This window comes from Paenibacillus xylanexedens (assembly GCF_007676705.1).
GTDB lineage: Bacteria > Bacillota > Bacilli > Paenibacillales > Paenibacillaceae > Paenibacillus > Paenibacillus xylanexedens_C.
Genome location: NZ_VEBF01000003.1, coordinates 103,251 through 123,773, shown reverse-complemented (window position 1 = coordinate 123,773; position 20,523 = coordinate 103,251). Strand labels below are relative to the sequence as shown.

The following is a 20,523-nucleotide window of genomic DNA, read 5'->3' as shown; positions in this document are numbered from 1 at the left end:
ATTATTCCAGACCCAACCTTATCCCTTGTGGATAAGGTTTTTTGTTTATTTTGAGATTTTTACTAAATATTTGGAACCTTTTGCCGATATATAAAGGTAACTGACTTAAAAAGAGGAGAGATGATTGAATGCAACGTACGAAGAAGCCGTTAATCTGGCTGATGATGGTGGCACTGGTTGTATCTCTAATACCAGCTGGCCTTGCACCAGTCGCATCGGCGGCGGGACAAACAAGTTACTTTACTCCTGATAATGCTGGGAATGTCCAATTGAAAGATACAGTAGGCCTCAAATTGACTGGAACTGGCACGGATGTGCTATCGCGTGCAACTGCTTTTGTGGTAACTAGTAGTGAACAGCCTGTAACCGGTACGTTCACGAATGTTACAGGATCCACTTTGGGTGCCAACGTTCAACTCATGAATCTTAAAGATGGAACTTGGGTTCCAGATAGCACACGAGTAGCACCAGCAGTTGTAACAGTTGATCCGGATCGTCCGGATAACCGTTTTAAAGCAACGCTAACATTGTTTGCAGGTATGAATAAAGTTACGTTTACAGGTTCACAAGGACCAAGTGAAAGATCAGAGAGTTTTTATATTTTGTATGATTCTGTTCCGTATATTGAAAAATTGCAAGTTCTTGGAGGAGCGGACAACCTTGATCTGAATGAAGGATCCCAAGTGGTCGTCGATACAGGCGAAGTAACACTTAGTGGTGTTGCCAAAAACTCATCTAAAGTTACAGTTTCCCTGAATAATGGTGAGCCTCTTCCAACCGCTTTGCAACCGGATGGACAATTTTATTCACCGATGATGCGACTGAAGGCTGGCTTAAACGATGTAAAGATAACTATTGAGAGTGGCGTGGACAAGAACGTCTTCAATTACTCATTGTTATACTATGATGAAACCAACCCATACTCTAAATTGGATCTGATAGAGGGCGTGGCCCCAGGTGCTTTGGCTCAAAGCATGTTATCTACTAGACCGACATATGGAGGGAATCCTGCGGAAGCCAATGTGAAGGTGGAATTGCTTGTCCCAGACGATGAGACAAATGCTGTAACGCAAATTACAATTGACGGAGCAATTAACTCTACGATTACTCCAAATGTTGTACCGATACCGAGTGTTGGAGTCAACACACCTTCTTATGCTTTGATTTCATTCGATATCCCATCGATTACTTTTACCAGCTCCGGAACTCCTGCGGAATTGGATCGTTTGCAGAATCACTCACTTACTGTGAAATATGGTAAAAGCACGGCAACGACAAATATGAACTTTCAGTATTTGGCTAATGAAACAGTTATTACAGACTTGAAGTATCTTAGAGATTATAAAGGAACAGGTACGATTCCTGATGGTGTACCATTGACAGGTGCAAGTGTCAATGCGGCGGATTTCTACATTTTGGTTGAGACAAGCAGAAACCCAAACGGTGCAGTGTTATCAGCTGAGTATCTTCCAAGAGGAACTAGTGCGATAGATCTGCAGTTTGTTCAGCAAGTTACGCCAACCAAATATATTTATCAAATTAAAGGCTTCAAAAACGGAAATCAGACAGTTCAGTTTAAATTTGATGGATCGGCGTCAAGTCGCAATGCAACCATTTCGTTTGCATCCAAAAATTATATTTTCGTAAGTAATTTATCGGATGGTCAAACATATGATATGAACTCAAAGGCAACAGATGAAATTATAGTTGAAGGTAAATATGTAGATTTTGCGACACTGGATAGCAACTTCTTCGTAGCTGAAATTTTTGCGAATGGCGTCAAAGTATATTCTACTCATCCCCAGAATCCAGCTGGGACAACAGCACCACAACAAACGCTTACCTTGGGTAGCGATGGTAGCTTTAAGGCTATTATTAAAGTAGACGGAGACACAGGGCCTCTTTACTTCGGGGAGAACCGTATTGTGCTTACAGGTACCGGTACTGGAGATAAGGGGCAGTTAAACGAAGTTTCCAAAGAATTGCGCATTTACATCAATGACAATAATGTGTCTACCATTAAAAATCTACAGCCATCACCAAGTAGAGCTCGTTCAACATTTTTGGAACCCTTTAATCCTGACGATCAATGGGTGAAGAATTTATTCAACCTTTCTACCGATTTTACATTTGCTGATAAGAAGTACACTACAAGTCTTAAAAATTTCGATTTGGCTATTCGTGGTGCAGGAGCTACTCGTATGAGTCTGAGTATGGGTACCCAAAATATATTTACACTGAACATACCAGAAGGGTCTGCCGGAAGTACAACATGGGAAGACCCAGAAATTTCTGCTGAGTATGCTTTGAACAACGGTACAGTTATTGTTGATCGTACCGGGAGACAACAGGATTTTGTAGTGCGTCTAAGAGACCTGAAGGCAGAAACTCCTGGCACATATATCTATACCTTGGACCTATATAACAAAACTGGTGCAAAGACAAGTCAAAAGATTGAAATCGTAAGGGAAGCTGCTGGTTATCGCATTATAGCTCCGCAACCCACTTCCGGTAGCCAGATTGTTGTTAACAAAAACTTTGTTCATTTTGATATTGAAGCCGAGGGAGCAACTTCAGTTGTCATAGACAAAGAGACGGCTAAAAAGCTGCAAGGAACAGAATCCGACCGTTTTGCTCTTGACTATGTTGGGCTCAAAGCGGATAAAGTAAACAAAATTAAACTTACAATTGATCGTAGTGGTGTAAAAACCACTGATACAATCGAGGTGTATTATACGAGTGCTGCAGGTGTGGATTCACAGTATATGGCACCTAAAGTAGCCAATAAATACTCTGCCTTCAACAAGCAGTTAGAGCTGAACTTTCCAAAAGGCACAGTAATGGAGAGCACAGATAATAGTGGAATTGCCAAGTTTTATCCGAATAACAAGTTGCTGTTCGGTATTGCGGACCCGAATACGGGAATAGTGGAACGCCGCAATGACTATGGAAGTATTGTTGGTTTCAAAACAGAGGATGGAGATCCTAATCCATTAAGCGTGCCAGATGAGTATTACAGAAGATTCTCAGCAATAACAGGTGATTCTGTAAACTTTAGTCCAATCTCAGAGATTTACTGGATTAGTGGTGGTCTCGGAGAATCAGGAACCAGAGGTACTGATAATTACAAGGAACCAACGAATGGGGTAGGTCCTTATACTTTGGATTCGTTATATGGTAATCCCTTAACGCCTACTGAACGCAAAATTAAACCTTCTGAGCGTGGTACATTGACCTTGACATACGATTCAAATGTCGTAGATGATGCTGGCTCAACGATCTCAGTATTTTATTATTCACCAACTCGGGAGTGGAAGCGAATTGGTGGAGAAGTTGATTCCAAGAAACACACAATTACAGTTCCATTTGATAACTTCGGTTATTACAAAGTCATGAAATTAAGAAGAAGTTACAACGATATTACGAATCATGGATGGGCCAGAAATATTCTTAATGCATTGTATGCAAAAGGGTTCATGACGCCATTACGATTCGAACAATTCGGAACAGATGATCGAACATCCAGAGGAGAGTTTGCTACGCTTCTGGTAAAAGGATTGAATCTGCCTATCACTTCCGATAGCAGAAGAACTTTTACAGATGTAGCACCTGGAACGAGTTCGTTTACATGGGATTATGATAGTATTGAGACAGCAGCTAGAGCAGGAATTATCACCGGTCTGACCGATGGTGTATTTGGACCGGACCGTCCTCTCACACGCGAGCAGGCAGCTGTTATGATTGCGAGAGCACTCGAACTGAAATTAGCTGCAAATGATAATAAGCTCCAAAGTGCATTAGCCAAGTCTTTCATTGACTCAGGTAGCATGGAGAATTACGCAGGACCTTCGGTACAAGCTGTTACCAAAGCGAAGATCATGGAAGGCTCACCAGTTACAGTTACAGGTCAAAGCAAACCACAATTTGCATTTAATCCCAAAGGTAATCTGACACGTGCAGAAGCGGGTAAAATTGCAGTTGAATTGCTCAAAAAGAGCACAAAAGTATTCCCTAAAAACTTAAGCTAGTTTTGAGATGAATTGATGCATTTTAGGAAGGACCTGCCCCTCATTCTGCAAGGGGCGGGTTCTTTTTATGACTGTGAAGCAACTGATATAGAACTCTTTTATAATAGAAGAGATCTGTTTTTTACCAATAACTATTTTTGTAATTTGTTAGAGATTAAGATACAATAACGGTAAATACACAATGATCTAGAGGGTGAAGTTAGCTAATGAAACCGATTTATTCGAGAGCCCAATTGGGTTACATGAAGGCAAAGACACAGTTCGAGAAGCAGGCAGTCATTCTGGAGAAAAAATTGGAAGATACACGTAAGACAGAGGAGATCTCTCAGGAAGTAATGGAAGGACTTGTACAGTCCACTGGCTTCCATGATGCGTATAACAGTCTGGTTCTGGCCGAGAATGAATTGATTGAATGGTCTCACACCACGATGAAGCATGAGAAGACATACCGGGAGAACAGACAACCAATTGACGATATGTATCTGAGATTGAATAGTGATCCGAATATGCGTGCTCAGATTATTGAGTTAGCGATGAAGATTCGCTAAAAGTTAGATTATAGCAATTGTAGTGTTTCAAGAAGAGGTGCCCCTTGGGCACCTCTTCTTTTATTTTCAATATTGTAGAATTTGTCGCTTCATCGTGGAAAATAACGGGTACAAATAAACGTCTAAATCATTTCTTACGCAAGATGTTCTTGGAAAAATCATGATAAGTACAGCTGTGATAAAGGTTTTGAACCTGATAAAGACCCGCACTGCATCAATACATAAATAAATTCAAAACTTTTTTTGATGAATCCGCAACTTTTTGAAATCTGCTGCGTTTAAGATGTAGAGTCGAAAACATTGGGCAACTTACCAAGAATGACCTCGTGAAGAATCTTGTCTATTTATTAGAAAAAATTGCTTTACGGCACGAGAGACCCATTGTATAATACGTAAGGTAGGATTAGGAAACTACTCTATTTACGTATGATTCTATCATTTATTATTGTTTACAAGTTTCTGTGATATGCTCACAGACATCATTTATATTAACTTGCTCATAACTCTGGAAAGGGGGTGCGACAATAGAATGAGGAATACGAGCGACCCTATTAAAGAAAATTCCAATGTTATGAACGCCCAAGGAGGAGACAAAAAGGTTATGAAGAAAATTTTATCCGTAGCACTGTCTACAGCAATGGCATTCTCAATGTTTGCATCTGTAGCATTCGGTGACACAGCAGTAACACCACAACAACAGTTTGATGCATTGAAAGCAAAAGGTATCTTCAATGGTTACCCAAATGGCACAGCTGGTCTGGACAAAGAGATGACTCGTGCTGAGTTCGCAAAAGTTATCACTAAATTGCTAGGTCTGAAAGAGATCACTGGAACTCTTTCTTACAACGACAAAAACTACACAGCTAAAAACTGGGCTGTACCTTACATCGAAGCAGTAACTGCTGCGGGTATCATGGAAGGTAAAAACGTAGAGAAAAAAATCTTCGACTTCAATGGTAAAGTGACAGTAGCTGAAATGGCTACAATCTTGACTCGTGCACTTGATCTTGAAATCCCAACTGAAACTAACAACAATGCAGCAGCATGGGCTAAAGGTTATGTTCAAGCAGCGATCAACGCAGGTCTGATCGACGCTAACGCTAACTTCTCTGGTAATGCTTCCCGTGAATTGTTGGTAGGTGCAGCTTACTCCATCGATCAAGCTCAAAGCATTAAAGTTGAATCTTACACAGTATCCGAAGCTGGTAAAGTAGTTGAATTCAAAATCAGCGACGGCGAAACTGTAAAAGTAACTTTGGATAAAGCTCTTGAAGCTAACAAAGAAACTGAAGTGAAATTTACTTACAAAGATAAAACTTTCACTGAAAAAGTTACTTATGTTGTAACTGCAGCTCAAAAAGTTGTTAGTGCAACTGCTAACAACCTTAAACAAGTTGTTGTAACATTTGATGGTGATGTTGATGCTGATAGCGCTGAGCTTGAGTCTAACTACACAGTAGACGGATTCAAATTCAAATCTGCTACATTGTCTTCTGACAAGAAAACAGTAACTTTGTTGCTGCCAGCAGAGCAAACATTCACTTCCCAAAAAGCTTACAAGTTGAATGTAAGCAATGTTAAAAACTCTGACAAATCAAAAGTGTTCAAAGAGACAGTAACAGTGACTCCAGTTGACACTACTTTGCCAGAAGTTTCAGAAGTAAAAGGCCTCGGAACTAAAGCTTTCAAAGTTGTATTCTCTGAGCCGGTTAAAGCTTCTTCTGTAAACACAACTTCTAACTTCCGCATCGACGGTAAAGCAATTTCTGGATATGTTAACTTCACTTATCCAAGTGTTGCAGTTATCACAACTGACCTGAGCGTTGGTAAACACACATTGACAGTAAATGGTGTTGAAGACTATGCAGGTTACAAACTTCTACAAAAAGAAGTTGAGTTCGAAGTAGTTGAAGACACTACAGCTCCAGAAGTAGTTAGTGCAAAAGCTACTAACCTGAACAAAGTAGAAATCGAATTTAACGAGTCTGTTAAATCCGTGAGCAAAGCATACCACACGTCTTCTGGTAAAACAGGAACTGTTACTGTTGAAGATAACAAAGTAACTGTAAACTTCGAAAACGACAACAAGCTTAGCTTGGGTGAAAACACAATTACTTTGGAAGGCGTAACAGACTATAGCAACAACTCTGCTACACGTACTTCTAAAGTGACTCCAGTGATTGACACTACTCGTCCAGAAGTTGCTTCTGTAACTGCTGAAGTTTACAACAACAACCACGTATTCACTATTGAATTCAGCAAAGCTGTTGAAGCTACTGATGTTGCTAAAACAGCAAACGCTAACTTCACTTTGAAGAATGAAAAAGGCGAACTGGTTACAACTAGAGGCTTCACAGCTGCTGGTCACCCAGTTAATGCTCCTAAATTCGTAGATGGCACTGGTAACAGACGTGTACAAATCACTACAATCGGTGAGTTGCCACAAGGTAAATATACTTTGGAAATCGCTGGTATCCGTGATATCGCTGCAATTGCAAACACAATGTTGCCGTACACTACTACTGTAGATGTAAGTGACGTTGCTAAACCAAAAGTTAACGATGCTTGGTTCGTTCAAGAGAACACTGGTAATGGTTCTCTGAAAGATCTGGACATTTACGTTACATTCAGCAAAGAAATGGCTGTAAGTGGTAACGGTAGTGCGATTGATCCAAACAAATATAACTACCAAATCGACAATGGACCTTTGTTGCCGCTTCCTAACAACACTGAGGTAACTCAAGTAAATGCACAACAAGTGCGCATTTCCTTGCCTGCCAAAGAAAATGGATACCTGGCTGCAACTCAAACTCTGAATCTTCGTATCGCTAATGTAGCAGATACTAAAGATAACTACATCGCTGGAAACTACGTTTCTACGCCTGTTGTAGCTAAAGATTCCAGAAAAATCGGTGTTGAGTCAGCTAAAGCTGTATCTGACAAAAAAATTGAAGTTCAATTCAATGGATACTTGTCCTCTGTAAGTGCAAGTGACTTCGCTATCAGTGCGACTAGCGCAACTTACGGTTTGAAATTGAACAGTGTTGAGACTAAAGATGGTAACACTTTGGCTCACTTCGAAATCACTACAGGTCAATCTTTGGATGCAACAGCTTCCACAGCTAACTTTGTTACAATTCGTTCAGTTGAAAACATCCAATCTGTAAGTCCTAATGGTATCAAGGTTGGTACTGTTAACGAAAGCTTGACAGATGGTATCGCACCTAAATTGGCAGTAAACAGTAACTTCAATGTTGTTGAAGGTGCAGTCCAAACCAATGGTAAAAAACAATACACAGCTACATTGACATTCAACGAAGCTTTGAATGTTGCTAACAACACTACTGGCTTCTTGGCTCGCCTTGGCGGATCCGAAGCTACTGTTACTGCAGTTGCTGCTGGTACTAACAGTAATGAAGTAGTAGTTACATTTGAAGCTGCTGGTGATACACAGTTGGCTGGTTCTTATGTAGAACTGTACCTCAATTCTACAAATGCAACTAACAAATTTGTAACTGACAAATCCGGTAACGCTGCTGATGCTTCCAACGTTTCCGTACAAAGACAGTACTAATTTATAAGTTTTTTAGAGAAGACCCTTAGAGAAATCTAAGGGTCTTTTTTTATTGTGGTTTATTCGATAAAACACAACAACATCGTAACTTTCTCACCTTTCCAAACGTTTATACTATAAGAGCAACAAGCAACTTATGGGAGGTTTGGAAGTGAATCAAAAGAATATGTTTGTGAGCTTGCTCGCGAGTGCGATGTTAATTAGTTCAACAGCTGGCATCGCCATGGCAGCGAGTACAACCAATAAAACGTCTGCCACCAGTTCAAATAGCAGTACATCGAAGAAAACGACAACAACCACGAAACAGGTTGTACATACACTCGGTAATCTCTCAGCTGTTAAAGTGACAGCGCGAAGTTCCGTAAGATTAACAGATGTCAATATCTTGGCGCAGGATGATGGCAATGTGGTTACGTATACATTGTCTTATAAAAACAATGACAGCACCCCAATGATGATGCTCGATTACTGGAGCAAAGTGAAAACTAAGGGTGGAACATCGTTCTCACCTAAACTGATTGCAAAAGATCAGGAAAAGAAAACCGTCCCGCCTGGATCAACAGTTGACCTGACCTATGTCATGAAAGTGGGTCGCGAGGTGAAACTGAGTGATCTGAACTTCCTCATCGTGAAATGGGATTTCAGTCAAGCTAACTATGAACGTACGCTGGGTAAGTTTAACGTGCCCGCATCCTATAGCATTACTACGCCTGTAGGTAAGCCAAAGACGGTTCGTCTAAGCGACTCTGCGGTGAAGGTGAAAGTATCTGGCATTAAAGTGTTTCCAGGTGAAGATAAGAATCAGTATGTGAAAATTGGCGTGAATTTAAACAATATCAGTTATAAAATGCTTGAAAATCCGAATATCAAATGGATCTTACGTACGCCAAGTGGTACGAACTACCCGTTAACTCCGGATAAAGACAGCACGAGTGTCAGCATCCAAGCTCAAGCTAATAAGGCCCTCAGTCTGATGGCATCTCTCCCAACGTCAGTGAAGCTGCAAAAGTCTGAGCTATTGCTAGTAGAAGAACAGGGTGAAGAGAAGAGTGTTCTTCCTGTTGCTGCATTGCAATTGCCAGAGGCTAGCAAAACGAATGTAGAAGTCGCTACCAATCAGCCCAATATCATTTCTGTTGAAGGACAACGACTTTCTACATTGCTTGAATCCGCTAAAGTCCGAATCGATGATGGTGAATATATTCTTAACCTTCAAATGAAGCTCAAGAATGAAGGCAAAAAAGTGATTAAAGTGCCGACGTATACCTTCGAGGTACGCAATACAGACGGAACAGTCTATCCGATTGAAACCAAAGCATTGGATACATTGAAGTTGAACCCGGGCGATCTCAAGACAATTAAGCTCAGTGCAACCCTTCAGGGTGATGGAGATACAAGTAAAATCAAGTTGTATGTGATGAGTCCGGTAGACAAAAATGAAAGCACAGAATCCACAACGCCTTCTCCAACGAATGGATTTGTCTTCTCCTATCCTGTAGGTGTCTATGGGATTCCTGAATCGGTATCCAGTGGAGATGGATTGATGACCGAAACGGTCATTAAGAATAACAAAGGTACATTTGGTGTGTCTTTTGGATCGTTACAGCGGTTGCCGTGGCTTGATAGTGATATTATTGCCGCAAAAGTGACCATTCGTAATGCAGGTAACAAAACGGTTCAACTTCCTGAGCTTGAAGCAATGTTTATGCTTGATTCTGCTCAGATTGAAGGTGACAAGAAGCTAATCTACACACAAAGTGGCAAGCTACTTGGAGCCGGCATGACAACCGAAGCTTACCTGTTGACCAAGATTCCTTCTGAATTAAGTATATCTCGTCTGGAACTTAGTCTGAACGAGAAAGTTAGTGAAGAAGAGACGAATGAGTGGATTACTTTAAATACGTCTGGATTAATTCCGCCTGTATCTTATGTTGGAAGTGGCAAGACATACACATCGGGTACTGCTGATAAAGAGACCGAAATGGGTGTGCGGAGAACGATTCGTTATCCGGGAACGTCATCGGACATCGTATATACCGAATTCGAAATGACGAACAAATCACTGCGTCAGAGTGGGCTTGGCAAACTGGTAGGTTACTTCAAAACATCGGATGGCCAGTATTACAGAGCAACTGCAAAGCAAGCAGAGCGTCTGCCTGGACCGGGCCAAAAGTCGATTGTTACGTTCTGGGCTAAGATTCCGAAGTCCGTTACCTTCTCAGACCTGCGCCTGATTGTGGGTGAAGGTATTGCAGACAGCAAATTTGTAACCGGTGAAGGGGAAGCGACTGCTTATGTGAATGCTCTGGCATTTGAAGTGCCGCCAACCTCCATTAGCGTTCAAGGCTCGTTGACCAATATTGATCTCTATCCTTACTCTTGGACTGCCAACAGTGTGAGAGCATATCTGGCAGGAAGTTCGTCTGTACAGATCGAGATGAATTACAGCTTATCCCGTAATGAAGAGATTGAGATGGGTGAGAACGAGCACAAGTTAATCCTTACAATGACGGACCAAGCAGGTAAATCATATGAGAAAGAGCTGACTTTGGGAACCGATCTGAAAGTGGGAACCAACCAGACACTGAGCTGGAGCGTAGAAGACAGCTTCTTCGAGAAGTTGCGTGGTGGTTCGTATCGCTTAAGCGTAGATGATCAGTTCCAGGGACAACGTCTTCGTCTTGCAGAGCAGAGCTACGGATATGACTTGACCAAGCTTCCGAAGGAAGAACCTGTCGATTTGAGATAAATGTATATTCGAGTAATAGTAAGATTTGTCCCCAAAACCTCGTTTCCACTCCCACGGAAACGAGGTTTTGCTTGTCGCATGGCGTTTTTTTCTCTATAGTTAAAGTTAATAGATTACCAGAGGAGGAAAATGATTCACATGAAACCTTATATGAAAATATCCCTCGCTGCGCTCGCCATTGGTGTTGGCGTGTGGGTTGGGTCGGTATACAGCAATACAGCCATTGGAGCAGGCACCAGCCAACCAGGTACAGCGGATGATCCAGTCGTAACGAAGAGTTATGTAGATCAGCAGATCCAACAGGCTTTGGGCGGTAAGATCCCGACAGGAAGCGGTAATACCAATACGGGAACAGACAGTAATGCAGGAAATGGTAACAATACAGGCTCCACGGGAACCGGAAACTCAGCTAGTACAGGTGGAGATACATCCCTTCCTCCATTGGTCTCAGGCGCTTCTGATGCCGTTGAGATCGTAACGGTGAAGCCAGGTCAACAGCTGATCGGCAAGTCTGGCGCGGAGTTCATTGTACGTAGCGGCAAGGCTGTGATCGTCAGTGAAGGTACGAATGGTGTAGCGGATCTGACGGACGGGATTGACCTGACGAATGGACAGGCAGCGCCGACCAATCACTTGCTCTCTTTTCCAAGGGATGGACGGGGGATCACGGTATTGGAAGGAAACAAATATAGCCTGACCGTAATGGTTCGCGGTGGATATACTCTGAAATAGGATTTGTAGCTGTATAAGGAATTATTCATTAGTCATGCATTTCATTTGCTCAGATTACCCAGTTCTAACAAACATTAATACGGCTAGCCAACCTTGTTCCTGCTCACTCTATAACTGTTGACAATCAATTAATGGAGGTGCAGGAGCCATGGCTAGAAGCAATCGTAAGGTCGTTCCCGAAAGTCGTCAAATGCTGGATCAGATGAAGTATGAGATTGCTGCAGAATTTGGTCTCAATGTGGGTTATGGTGGCAGAGGTTTGGCTGGTGCGGATACAGAATTTGGATCTGAACTGGGTGAAGTGAGTGATCACTCCTATGGGCAATACAAAGGGTGGGGACATCTGACTTCCCGCGAGAATGGATCGGTTGGTGGAGAGATCACCAAAAGGCTAATTCGCCAAGCAGAGCAGCACTTATAGGGCATTTTCCTTATCCCAATCCGTTTGACACGTCTTGACAAATACGTTAAGATGGCATTTGAGGTATGCAACCTTTTCCACTAGGGAAAGGTTGATTTTCGTTTGAGGCAATTACCTGAAAAATCCTTATCTTCGCAACTGCGGACCCTGCGTCCTTATTCCATTTTGGAAAGCTTCGAGGGTACAGTGAACGAATCGCTGTCATGTTTTGTTCGGGCAATCGCCATACTACTAGTTATGGGAGGTTGAAACTTCATGTCTGTTAAAGGCCGGCATCTATTTACATCGGAGTCTGTAACCGAAGGACATCCGGATAAAATCTGCGATCAGATCTCAGACGCCGTATTGGACGCGTTTCTTGCAAACGACCCCAATGCTCGCGTAGCTTGCGAAGTTTCCGTAGCCACAGGCTTAGTGCTTGTCATCGGTGAAATCAGTTCAGCTTCTGAATACGTGGACATTCCGTCCATCGTTCGTAATACAATTAAGGATATTGGCTACACACGTGCCAAGTTCGGTTTTGATTATAACACTTGTGCAGTTCTGACTTCTCTGAATGAGCAGTCTGCTGATATTGCCCAAGGCGTTAACGCAGCGCTTGAGAACCGTGACCCGGAACAAGTGGCTCGTGAGACAGAAAACATTGGTGCAGGTGACCAAGGTCTGATGTTCGGTTTTGCAACGAACGAAACACCGGAACTCATGCCTTTGCCAATCGCATTGTCCCACCGTATCGCACGCCGTCTGGCGGAAGTGCGTAAGAACGGTACATTGGAATATCTTCGTCCGGATGGTAAAACGCAAGTAACGATTGAATACGACGGTGACAAGCCGGTACGTGTGGATACAATCGTGGTGTCTACTCAGCACGCTGAAGAGACTACACTGGAGCAGATCCAAAAAGACATCAAGGAACATGTAATCTTGCCTGTCGTTCCAGCTGAATTACTGGATGAGCAGACTAAATATTTCATCAACCCAACAGGCCGTTTCGTTATTGGCGGACCTCAGGGAGATGCAGGCCTCACTGGACGTAAAATCATCGTAGATACCTACGGCGGTTATGCACGTCACGGCGGTGGCGCGTTCTCTGGTAAAGATCCGACAAAAGTAGACCGCTCCGCAGCATATGCGGCTCGTTACGTAGCGAAAAATCTTGTAGCTGCAGGTCTTGCAGACAAAGTGGAAATCCAGCTCGCTTACGCGATTGGTGTAGCCAACCCGGTATCGATCAACGTGGATACATACGGAACTGGCAAAGTCAGCGAAGAGAAATTGGTTGAGCTTGTTCGCAACAACTTCGATCTTCGTCCGGCTGGCATCATTCGTATGCTGGATCTGCGTCGCCCAATCTACAAACAAACCGCTGCTTACGGTCACTTCGGCCGTACTGACCTGGATGTACCTTGGGAGCAAGTGGACAAAGTAGATCTATTGAAAACTCAAGCAGGTCTGTAAGTTTCTGTTCAACACGTGTAGAAGCCCAAGATTCCTATAAGGAATCTTGGGCTTCTTTTTTTGCATTAGTATTATGGATATCTCATTAACAAAAAAGGTAAATAGATTTACATATTATAACTATTCGCTAATCAAATATTTCCTTTTTGCCGAAATACATAAAGAGGTCTATACATGGAATAAACAGTTGAATCTGGATGAGGAGGAACGAAAGGTGAGTATAAAAGGATTGATCCGTAAAGGGATCATCGGATTGTTAATTGTATTATTGACTACGCAAGGTTGGTATAGCGGTATGGGGTGGAAAGAAAGCAAAGCGTATGCGGATAATGATTTAACTGGATTAGGAATAGAGTCGTCTGTTCCAGCGTTAGGCGCCATAAACGTTGACAGTACATTACCGTTTAGTCTTGTCTTCCAGAAGCCGGTAAGAAAGGTTGCAGGTACGCAGGAAAACATATCCATATACAGATTACCGGAGAACAAGCTGGTTGCAGAAGTTCCTGTGAATTCTGCAGTAAATGTTTTAGCCGATTCCGCTGATATCCCGGGTGTAGGAAAAATCATTAATTTTCAGTTGAACGAAGCATTAAAAGGTGGGCACTACGCCATTCGAATCGGAGCGAAATCCTTTGAATACGGAGATAATGAGCCTTTTGATGGCTTAAATGAAGAAGCTTGGTCATTCTATACCTTGGGACTAGGGGCTACGACTATAAATTCTTTATTTCCAACCAACGGAGCAGTTTCAGTTACTCGCGATTCAAATTTACAAGTAACTTTTAGCAATCCAATTGATGTTGGTGTGGGGGGAATTGTGATTTACGAAGGCGGTGTTGAGTTTGAGAGGTATGACATGACTCTACCACAGTCTCGTGTTGTGATAAGCGGAAATACGCTTACGATTGATCCTGTAAAAAGTTTTTCTAATAATGCTACATACTCAGTTAACATAGATCAAGGAGCTTTAAGAGATAAGGCAGGGAATGATGTCTCTGGAACTGGAATAAATGGATGGAACTTTACAGTTTTTCAATCTGATCCTACTTCCTTAATTGTATCTTCTCTATCACCATCTAACGGAGCGAGTGGAGTCGCACTGACAGGAGAACTGGCAGTGACGTTCAATAAAGAGCTGGATCCTCGCTATCCTGGATCAGTAACGCTGAGAAATGCGAGTGGAGCAGTAATAACAACATCTACGTCTGTCAATAGCTCGAATCATCGACAGCTGCGAATTATCCCATTGAGTAGTCTAACTAGCAATACAAGCTATACCGTGGATATTCCAGGAGGAGTGTTGCGAGACAAATCAGGTAATCTGTATACAGGACTTAACGGAGCCACATCGTGGACATTCCGTACACTAACGTTAGATCGAACTGCTCCTGTTCTCAAAACCTCCAAAATGTACAGTAATACCATCATTCGTCTGACCTATGATAAATTGCTCTCAAGTCTTGATCCTCTGCCATCCAGTTTCTCCGTTACTGTTAATGGGGAGTCACGTAGTGTATCTACGTCTTATGTGTCTGGAGATAGTGTTTACGTAGTTCTAGATACAGGTGTAGCAGTAGGACAAGTGGTTCGCATTGGATACTCCCCTGGATCATCAACGCGCAAAATTCAGGATTTATCTATGAATTCGGCAGCTGCCTTCGGAGCCAGAGATGTGGAAAATAGTTTGGAATCAATCATGTCCAAACCTAGAGAAGGCAGCGTCTATAACAGTACGCTCAATCTCTATTATCCTGAGACCGTATATATTAACTCTAGTGAAGCATACAAACAATTCAGCGTGACTGCAGATGGAACTTCTGTGGGTGTAAGTAGCATTTCTACCAATAACAGTTCACTTGTCACCCTGAACCTTAGTCGTTCGATTACGAATGGTGAAGTCGTCCGTGTATCCTATCAGCCGAGTGAATGGGCTGTAAAGGATAGTCGCGGTCAAGCGCTTGCCGGATTTAGCGAATTTTACGTTCGTAATAGTATTGATACGAAGAACCCAGAGTTCCAAAACGCTGAGGTCAGCGGCAATAAACTGTGGATTCGCTACAACGAACCGCTAAGTAAATCAAATAAACCTTTGAAAAGTCAGTATTCGGTACTGGTAGACGGGAAAGCTGTATTTGTCAATGATTCGGAAATTGAAGATGATCTCGTGACACTGGCATTGGCCTCGTCTGTCACTGATACACAGACCGTGACACTATCTTACGTTCCTGGAACGAGCCGTCTAACAGACCTAAACGGAAACCCGGCAGGATACTTGAATTTAACCCCCGTGACCTACACATATGGAAATGGAACGATCCTGTCTGGTGTGTTACAAGGAGACACGATACTTATTAACTTCCGTAATGCTTTAAAGGCAGAATCTGCATTAAGTCCAGCTCAGTTCAGAGTACAGATTGGCAGCAATAACGTAGCTGTTAGCTCCGCATCGGCATCCGGCTCAGTTGTTACTTTAAAGTTGCCCACTTCTGCATCTGCAGGACAAACAGGAATCGTTAGTTATACACCGGGTGCAGTTTCGCTTCGGGATGCTCTTAATACTGAAGTAGCGGCTTTTGGTCCACTAACATTGCAAATAAAAGAGGTAGATACAGTTACAACCACACCCACTGCTCCATTGGAGGGCCGTCCCTCATGGATTAGTGAAGTAGGTGCAGCTGAATCCGGTTTTGGACAATCAATGTACATTATGAAAAGTGATACAGCTGCTGTCGAAACTATAACTTCACGGAACAATCGTCCAACACGGCAGTTTACCATTGATGAGACCAAGCTTGCCCAAGCATTTGAATATGCGTATTCAAGCGGGAAACTAAACCAACCCGTCATGTTCGAAGTTCCAGAGAGTGAAGCAACAGCATCTGTGGGAATCCCGTTCCATACGCTCTCTCGGATAGCTGCAACTTATCGCACTGGTTCATTTGGCATTAAATATAGTGATAGTGTCTGGCTTGTGCCCTTGTCGCAACTGGAAGTTGTGGCTATGGGACAAAGTGCAGGGATAACAACAGCCCCTGGTACTGCCATATTATATGTGCAGTTAGAGGCTCTTCCTATATTCTCCTTAGGAACGTTAGAGTATATGTTAACAAGTTCGAACGCTCAGCGACTGGCTAACGTGACAGAAGTTCATATTGAGCTCTATAACGGAAATACCGGGCAAACTGTAGAACAGAATATCAAAAGTCAGTTTTGGATGCAACTTCCTGGAAACACGTCAACAGTCTTATCCGGATTCACTGCTGTGGATTCGAACACACAGACGTTATCCTATGTACCAACAACTTTCAGAACTACAACATCTGGAATGGTTGCTAGAGGTAAATTAAACGGTAATCAGATCGTAGCCCCCGTGACTCATTTGGTAAGCTTCCCGAATGCAAAACCATGGGCACGAGATGCTATTACAGAGTTGGCCTCCAAGTGGATCATAAGTGCTGATAACCTTACTGTATTTAAGCCAGATATGAAAATCACTAGAGCAGAGTTTGCTGAGTTGATTGCCAAAGGATTAGGGCTAAAAGGCAATCGTGCAGCTGCACAACAGTTCCGAGATTTGAATGCAAACAGTTCAACCTATGCATATATAGGCGCTGCAGTGGAGGCGAAAATTATTGAGGGTGTTGGCGATAATAAATTCCAACCCAATAGATTCATCACCCGGGAACAAATGGCCATTATGTTGATGAGAGCAATGAATTACGCTGGGCAAACAGCAACCCTTCAACTGTCAGTTGAGGATACCTTATCTAAATTCAAGGATAAGAAATCTATTAAATCCAAGGACATTGTTGCTAAAGCAGTACAGACAGAAATTATTAATGGTGTGTCGGATACTGAATTTAAGCCGCTGGCACATGCAACAAAAGCACAAGCGGCAGTCATGCTAAAACGTATGCTAAATAGAATTGGTTATCTGTAACCGATAATCTTAAAGACATAATTATTGTTAGTTATCAAAGAAGCACATCAGCCAGAGTAATCCGCTGATGTGCTTCTTTTTATATGAACTTCATATGAATAACTGAAAAAATTACATCCGAGATATGAAAGTGTGCTATTTTCATAATCTATGCATGCTAATATAGGGGACAAACGTAACTTTTTCCACAAAAAGCAGTCTATTAATAGAAGAGTATACTAGAGATCTCGCTATCTGCTGCCTACTTGGCAGTGTTCGTGATGTCTAAGATTGATATACAAGATGGGAGAGACGTTTCAGACATGCTGGGGAAACATGGGAAACAGCTGGAAGACGTTAAGGGCAGTAAGGTGAAGAAATGGGCGATTGTGACGCTGGCGGGTGTTATCTGGATTGCGCCGGTGATGAGTGCAGGCGGGCAGATGTGGTCAGGCACTTCGTGGCAATCGGTGGCCGCAGCGGCATCTACGAGTACAAGCAAGTTGAGTGAAGAAATTCTGACTTCGGGTGCGAAGCTCATGAAATACAGATATACAACAACACGTTCCGGTTCCAAGGTCAACGTATTGGCGGATGTAATCCAGGTGGATCTGCAGAACCCATATGTGAAGCTGGATGTGATGACAGGCAAGGGCGGTAATCTGAACAGCAAACAGAGCACAGGTGCCATGGCTAAGGAAAATGGTGCAGTAGCTGCTGTGAATGGCGATTACTTCAATGTTTCCGGGGAGCTCGCGCCGATTGGTGGACAGGTCTCCGATGGCGTGCTGGTCTCCACACCTTCTGTACTATCGGGCATGTATGCCCTCACGGTGACCAAGGATGGCAAACCGATGATCGATGAGTATTCCTTTGACGGAACTGTGAAGGCGCAGGATGGTTCAACCTTTGCTTTGCGTGGGATAAATAAAGAGGATTATACGGTAGAGTCGGGTGCGGTGAAATATAGTCATGCCAACTCGATGTATATTTATACACCCGCCTGGACGTCCACCAAACGTCCGAATGACCCTTCCACAACGCCAACAGAGGTTCTAGTACAGAACGGAGTAATTACCCAAATCTCGGATAAAAAAGCGCTAAACATGACGGTGCCGAAGGATGGGTACATTTTGCGCGCGCATGGAACAGCGGCGACATGGATCATGAGCCATCTATCTGTTGGGGAAACCTTGGATGCCGATTACAAGCTGAAAGCCAAAACAACCGGGCAATCGGTTGATCCAAGTAATCTGGAGATGATGATTGGCGGTCATACGATTCTTGTGAACGGTGGAAAGGCAGCATCCTTTTCCCGTGATATCGCATCTTCCGGCATCGGTGGCATTCGTGCAAGAACGGCAGTAGGATACTCCCAGGATGGTCGGTATGTCTACATCATTGCAGCGGAGAAAAACAGTAACAGCAGCGGTATGTCGCTGACGGAACTACAATCCTTTATGACCAGTGTGGGTGTCTGGAAAGGCATGAACCTGGACGGAGGCGGCTCCACAACAATGGTGACACGTCCGTTGGGTGAGCAAACCGCCGGTCTGACGTTCAATACAGAGTATGGCACCGAGCAACGTCAGGTTGTAAACACGCTGGGTGTGTTCTCTACGGCTCCTGCAGGTAAACTGAAGGGCTTTGCTGTGAGTGGCAGCCAAACGTTGCTGGTGGGACAAGAGGGCAAGTACACAGCCAAAGGATATGACACCTACTACAACCCGATCGCAACAGGCGATATCAGCATGTCCTGGAAGTCCAGCAACAACGGTATCGTGAGTGTCAGCAACGGAACGATTAAAGGCGTGAAGCCGGGTACAGCAACCCTGACGGCAACGAGCAATGGAGCTTCATCCTCCATTAAAGTATCGGTACTGGGTGGAAGTGAATTGGCTTCCCTGACAGCAGGATCGGGCCTCGGTTCGCTCAAAGCGGGCACAACGATGTCGATTCCGGTAACGGCAACGACGAAGAGCGGACAAAGTGTAACGGTTCCGGCAGACTCGCTGACATGGGAATTTATCGGGTTCAAAGGTAAAGTGACTGCTGACCAATTAACCGTATCTTCAGTCGATTCTGGTGCACAAGTGGGATATGCCATTGGTCGCTATGATGGTTACAGCACAGTCGTAGTACTCTCGGCATCTGCCAGCGAAACGATCTGGGAGAACTTCGAGAATGTGAATTATCCGATCAACTTCACGACGAACGCAGCGGGTGTAACGGGTACGGCAACCGTTACAGCAGGAACAGATGAGAAAGCCGGCTCCAATGTACTGCAACTCGGTTATGATATGACTGCTGGAACAGGAAAAATGTATGCTTATGCACAACTGAATGGCTCTACCGGTAGAGAGGTATCTGCTGCAGCTACATCGATGTCGATGGATGTTATGGGAGATAAGAGCCTGAACTGGCTGCGTGCCGAATTCACGGATGCCAATGGCAAAACGGTATATGCCGATCTCGCCAAGGCGATTGACTGGAACGGGTGGAAGAAGCTGAGCGTGGACCTGAACGGACTGAACATCGCCTATCCGGCGAAGCTGAAGCGGATCTATGTGGTGAATGTGGAAGAAGGTCAGGATGAGCGGGCGAAATCAGGTACGGTTGCTTTTGACAACATCGCATTCACGATGCCTTCCAAGTCCAGTGAAGTCGGATTGCCTACGGGTACAGCTTCGCTTGTGCTTGGACAGAAATCGATGACGGTGAATGGAACGAAAAAAGCGATTGACGCAGCACCAGTCCTGAAAAATGGTACCACGTATGTGCCAATCAAACATGTTTTGGATGCTTTTGGTGGTCAGGCAAGCTGGGATAGCAAAAATCAGCGGATCACGGTATTGCGTGGTGGCAAGCTGATTGATCTGGTTGTAGGGCAGAAAGAATTCATTCTAAATGGTAAAAGACAGAGCGCAACTGTTGCACCATACGTAACGGGTGGTAGGACTTTAGTCCCGCTTAGACTCGTTTCCGAGCAACTTGGTCTGACTGTAAAATGGGAACAGAAAACGAAGACCGTTACCATCTCATCGTGATATGGTATGATATATACCGGAAACGATAGAAATGGAGTCGAACAAAC

9 protein-coding genes are annotated in these 20,523 nt (G+C 43.5%); all 9 read left to right on the top strand.

Going from position 1 to position 20,523, the window contains the following annotated elements:
• Positions 1 to 128: 128 nt before the first annotated feature.
• The gene (locus tag FS628_RS18505) at positions 129 to 4,028 is read left to right on the top strand and encodes an S-layer homology domain-containing protein (RefSeq protein WP_145324394.1); all 3,900 of its coding nucleotides are present in this window, start codon (positions 129 to 131) and stop codon (positions 4,026 to 4,028) included.
• A gap of 206 nt (positions 4,029 to 4,234) precedes the next feature.
• Positions 4,235 to 4,576 carry a hypothetical protein gene (locus FS628_RS18500; protein ID WP_076332560.1) on the top strand — a complete coding sequence of 114 codons (342 nt, stop codon included), beginning with the start codon at positions 4,235 to 4,237 and terminating at the stop codon, positions 4,574 to 4,576.
• A 601-nt stretch (positions 4,577 to 5,177) separates the two neighbouring features.
• Positions 5,178 to 8,150 carry an S-layer homology domain-containing protein gene (locus FS628_RS18495; protein WP_260871108.1) on the top strand — a complete coding sequence of 991 codons (2,973 nt, stop codon included), beginning with the start codon at positions 5,178 to 5,180 and terminating at the stop codon, positions 8,148 to 8,150.
• A gap of 151 nt (positions 8,151 to 8,301) precedes the next feature.
• Positions 8,302 to 10,899 carry a hypothetical protein gene (locus tag FS628_RS18490; RefSeq protein WP_145324389.1) on the top strand — a complete coding sequence of 866 codons (2,598 nt, stop codon included), beginning with the start codon at positions 8,302 to 8,304 and terminating at the stop codon, positions 10,897 to 10,899.
• Between the two features lie 138 nt (positions 10,900 to 11,037).
• Complete coding sequence (locus FS628_RS18485) at positions 11,038 to 11,631, top strand: hypothetical protein (RefSeq protein WP_145324387.1); 594 nt, start codon at positions 11,038 to 11,040, stop codon at positions 11,629 to 11,631.
• Positions 11,632 to 11,779: 148 nt separating this feature from the next.
• Entirely contained in the window at positions 11,780 to 12,052 is a 273-nt protein-coding gene (locus FS628_RS18480; protein ID WP_017691962.1) for an alpha/beta-type small acid-soluble spore protein, read from the top strand.
• Between the two features lie 255 nt (positions 12,053 to 12,307).
• Entirely contained in the window at positions 12,308 to 13,510 is a 1,203-nt protein-coding gene (metK, locus tag FS628_RS18475; RefSeq protein WP_105600112.1) for a methionine adenosyltransferase, read from the top strand.
• Positions 13,511 to 13,724: 214 nt separating this feature from the next.
• On the top strand, positions 13,725 to 17,450 hold the full coding sequence (locus FS628_RS18470) for an Ig-like domain-containing protein (protein ID WP_186327874.1): 3,726 nt from the start codon (positions 13,725 to 13,727) through the stop codon (positions 17,448 to 17,450).
• 302 nt (positions 17,451 to 17,752) lie between these two features.
• Positions 17,753 to 20,476: a stalk domain-containing protein gene (locus FS628_RS18465; RefSeq protein WP_145324383.1), complete on the top strand. Its 2,724-nt coding sequence runs from the start codon at positions 17,753 to 17,755 to the stop codon at positions 20,474 to 20,476.
• The last annotated feature ends 47 nt before the right edge of the window (positions 20,477 to 20,523 follow it).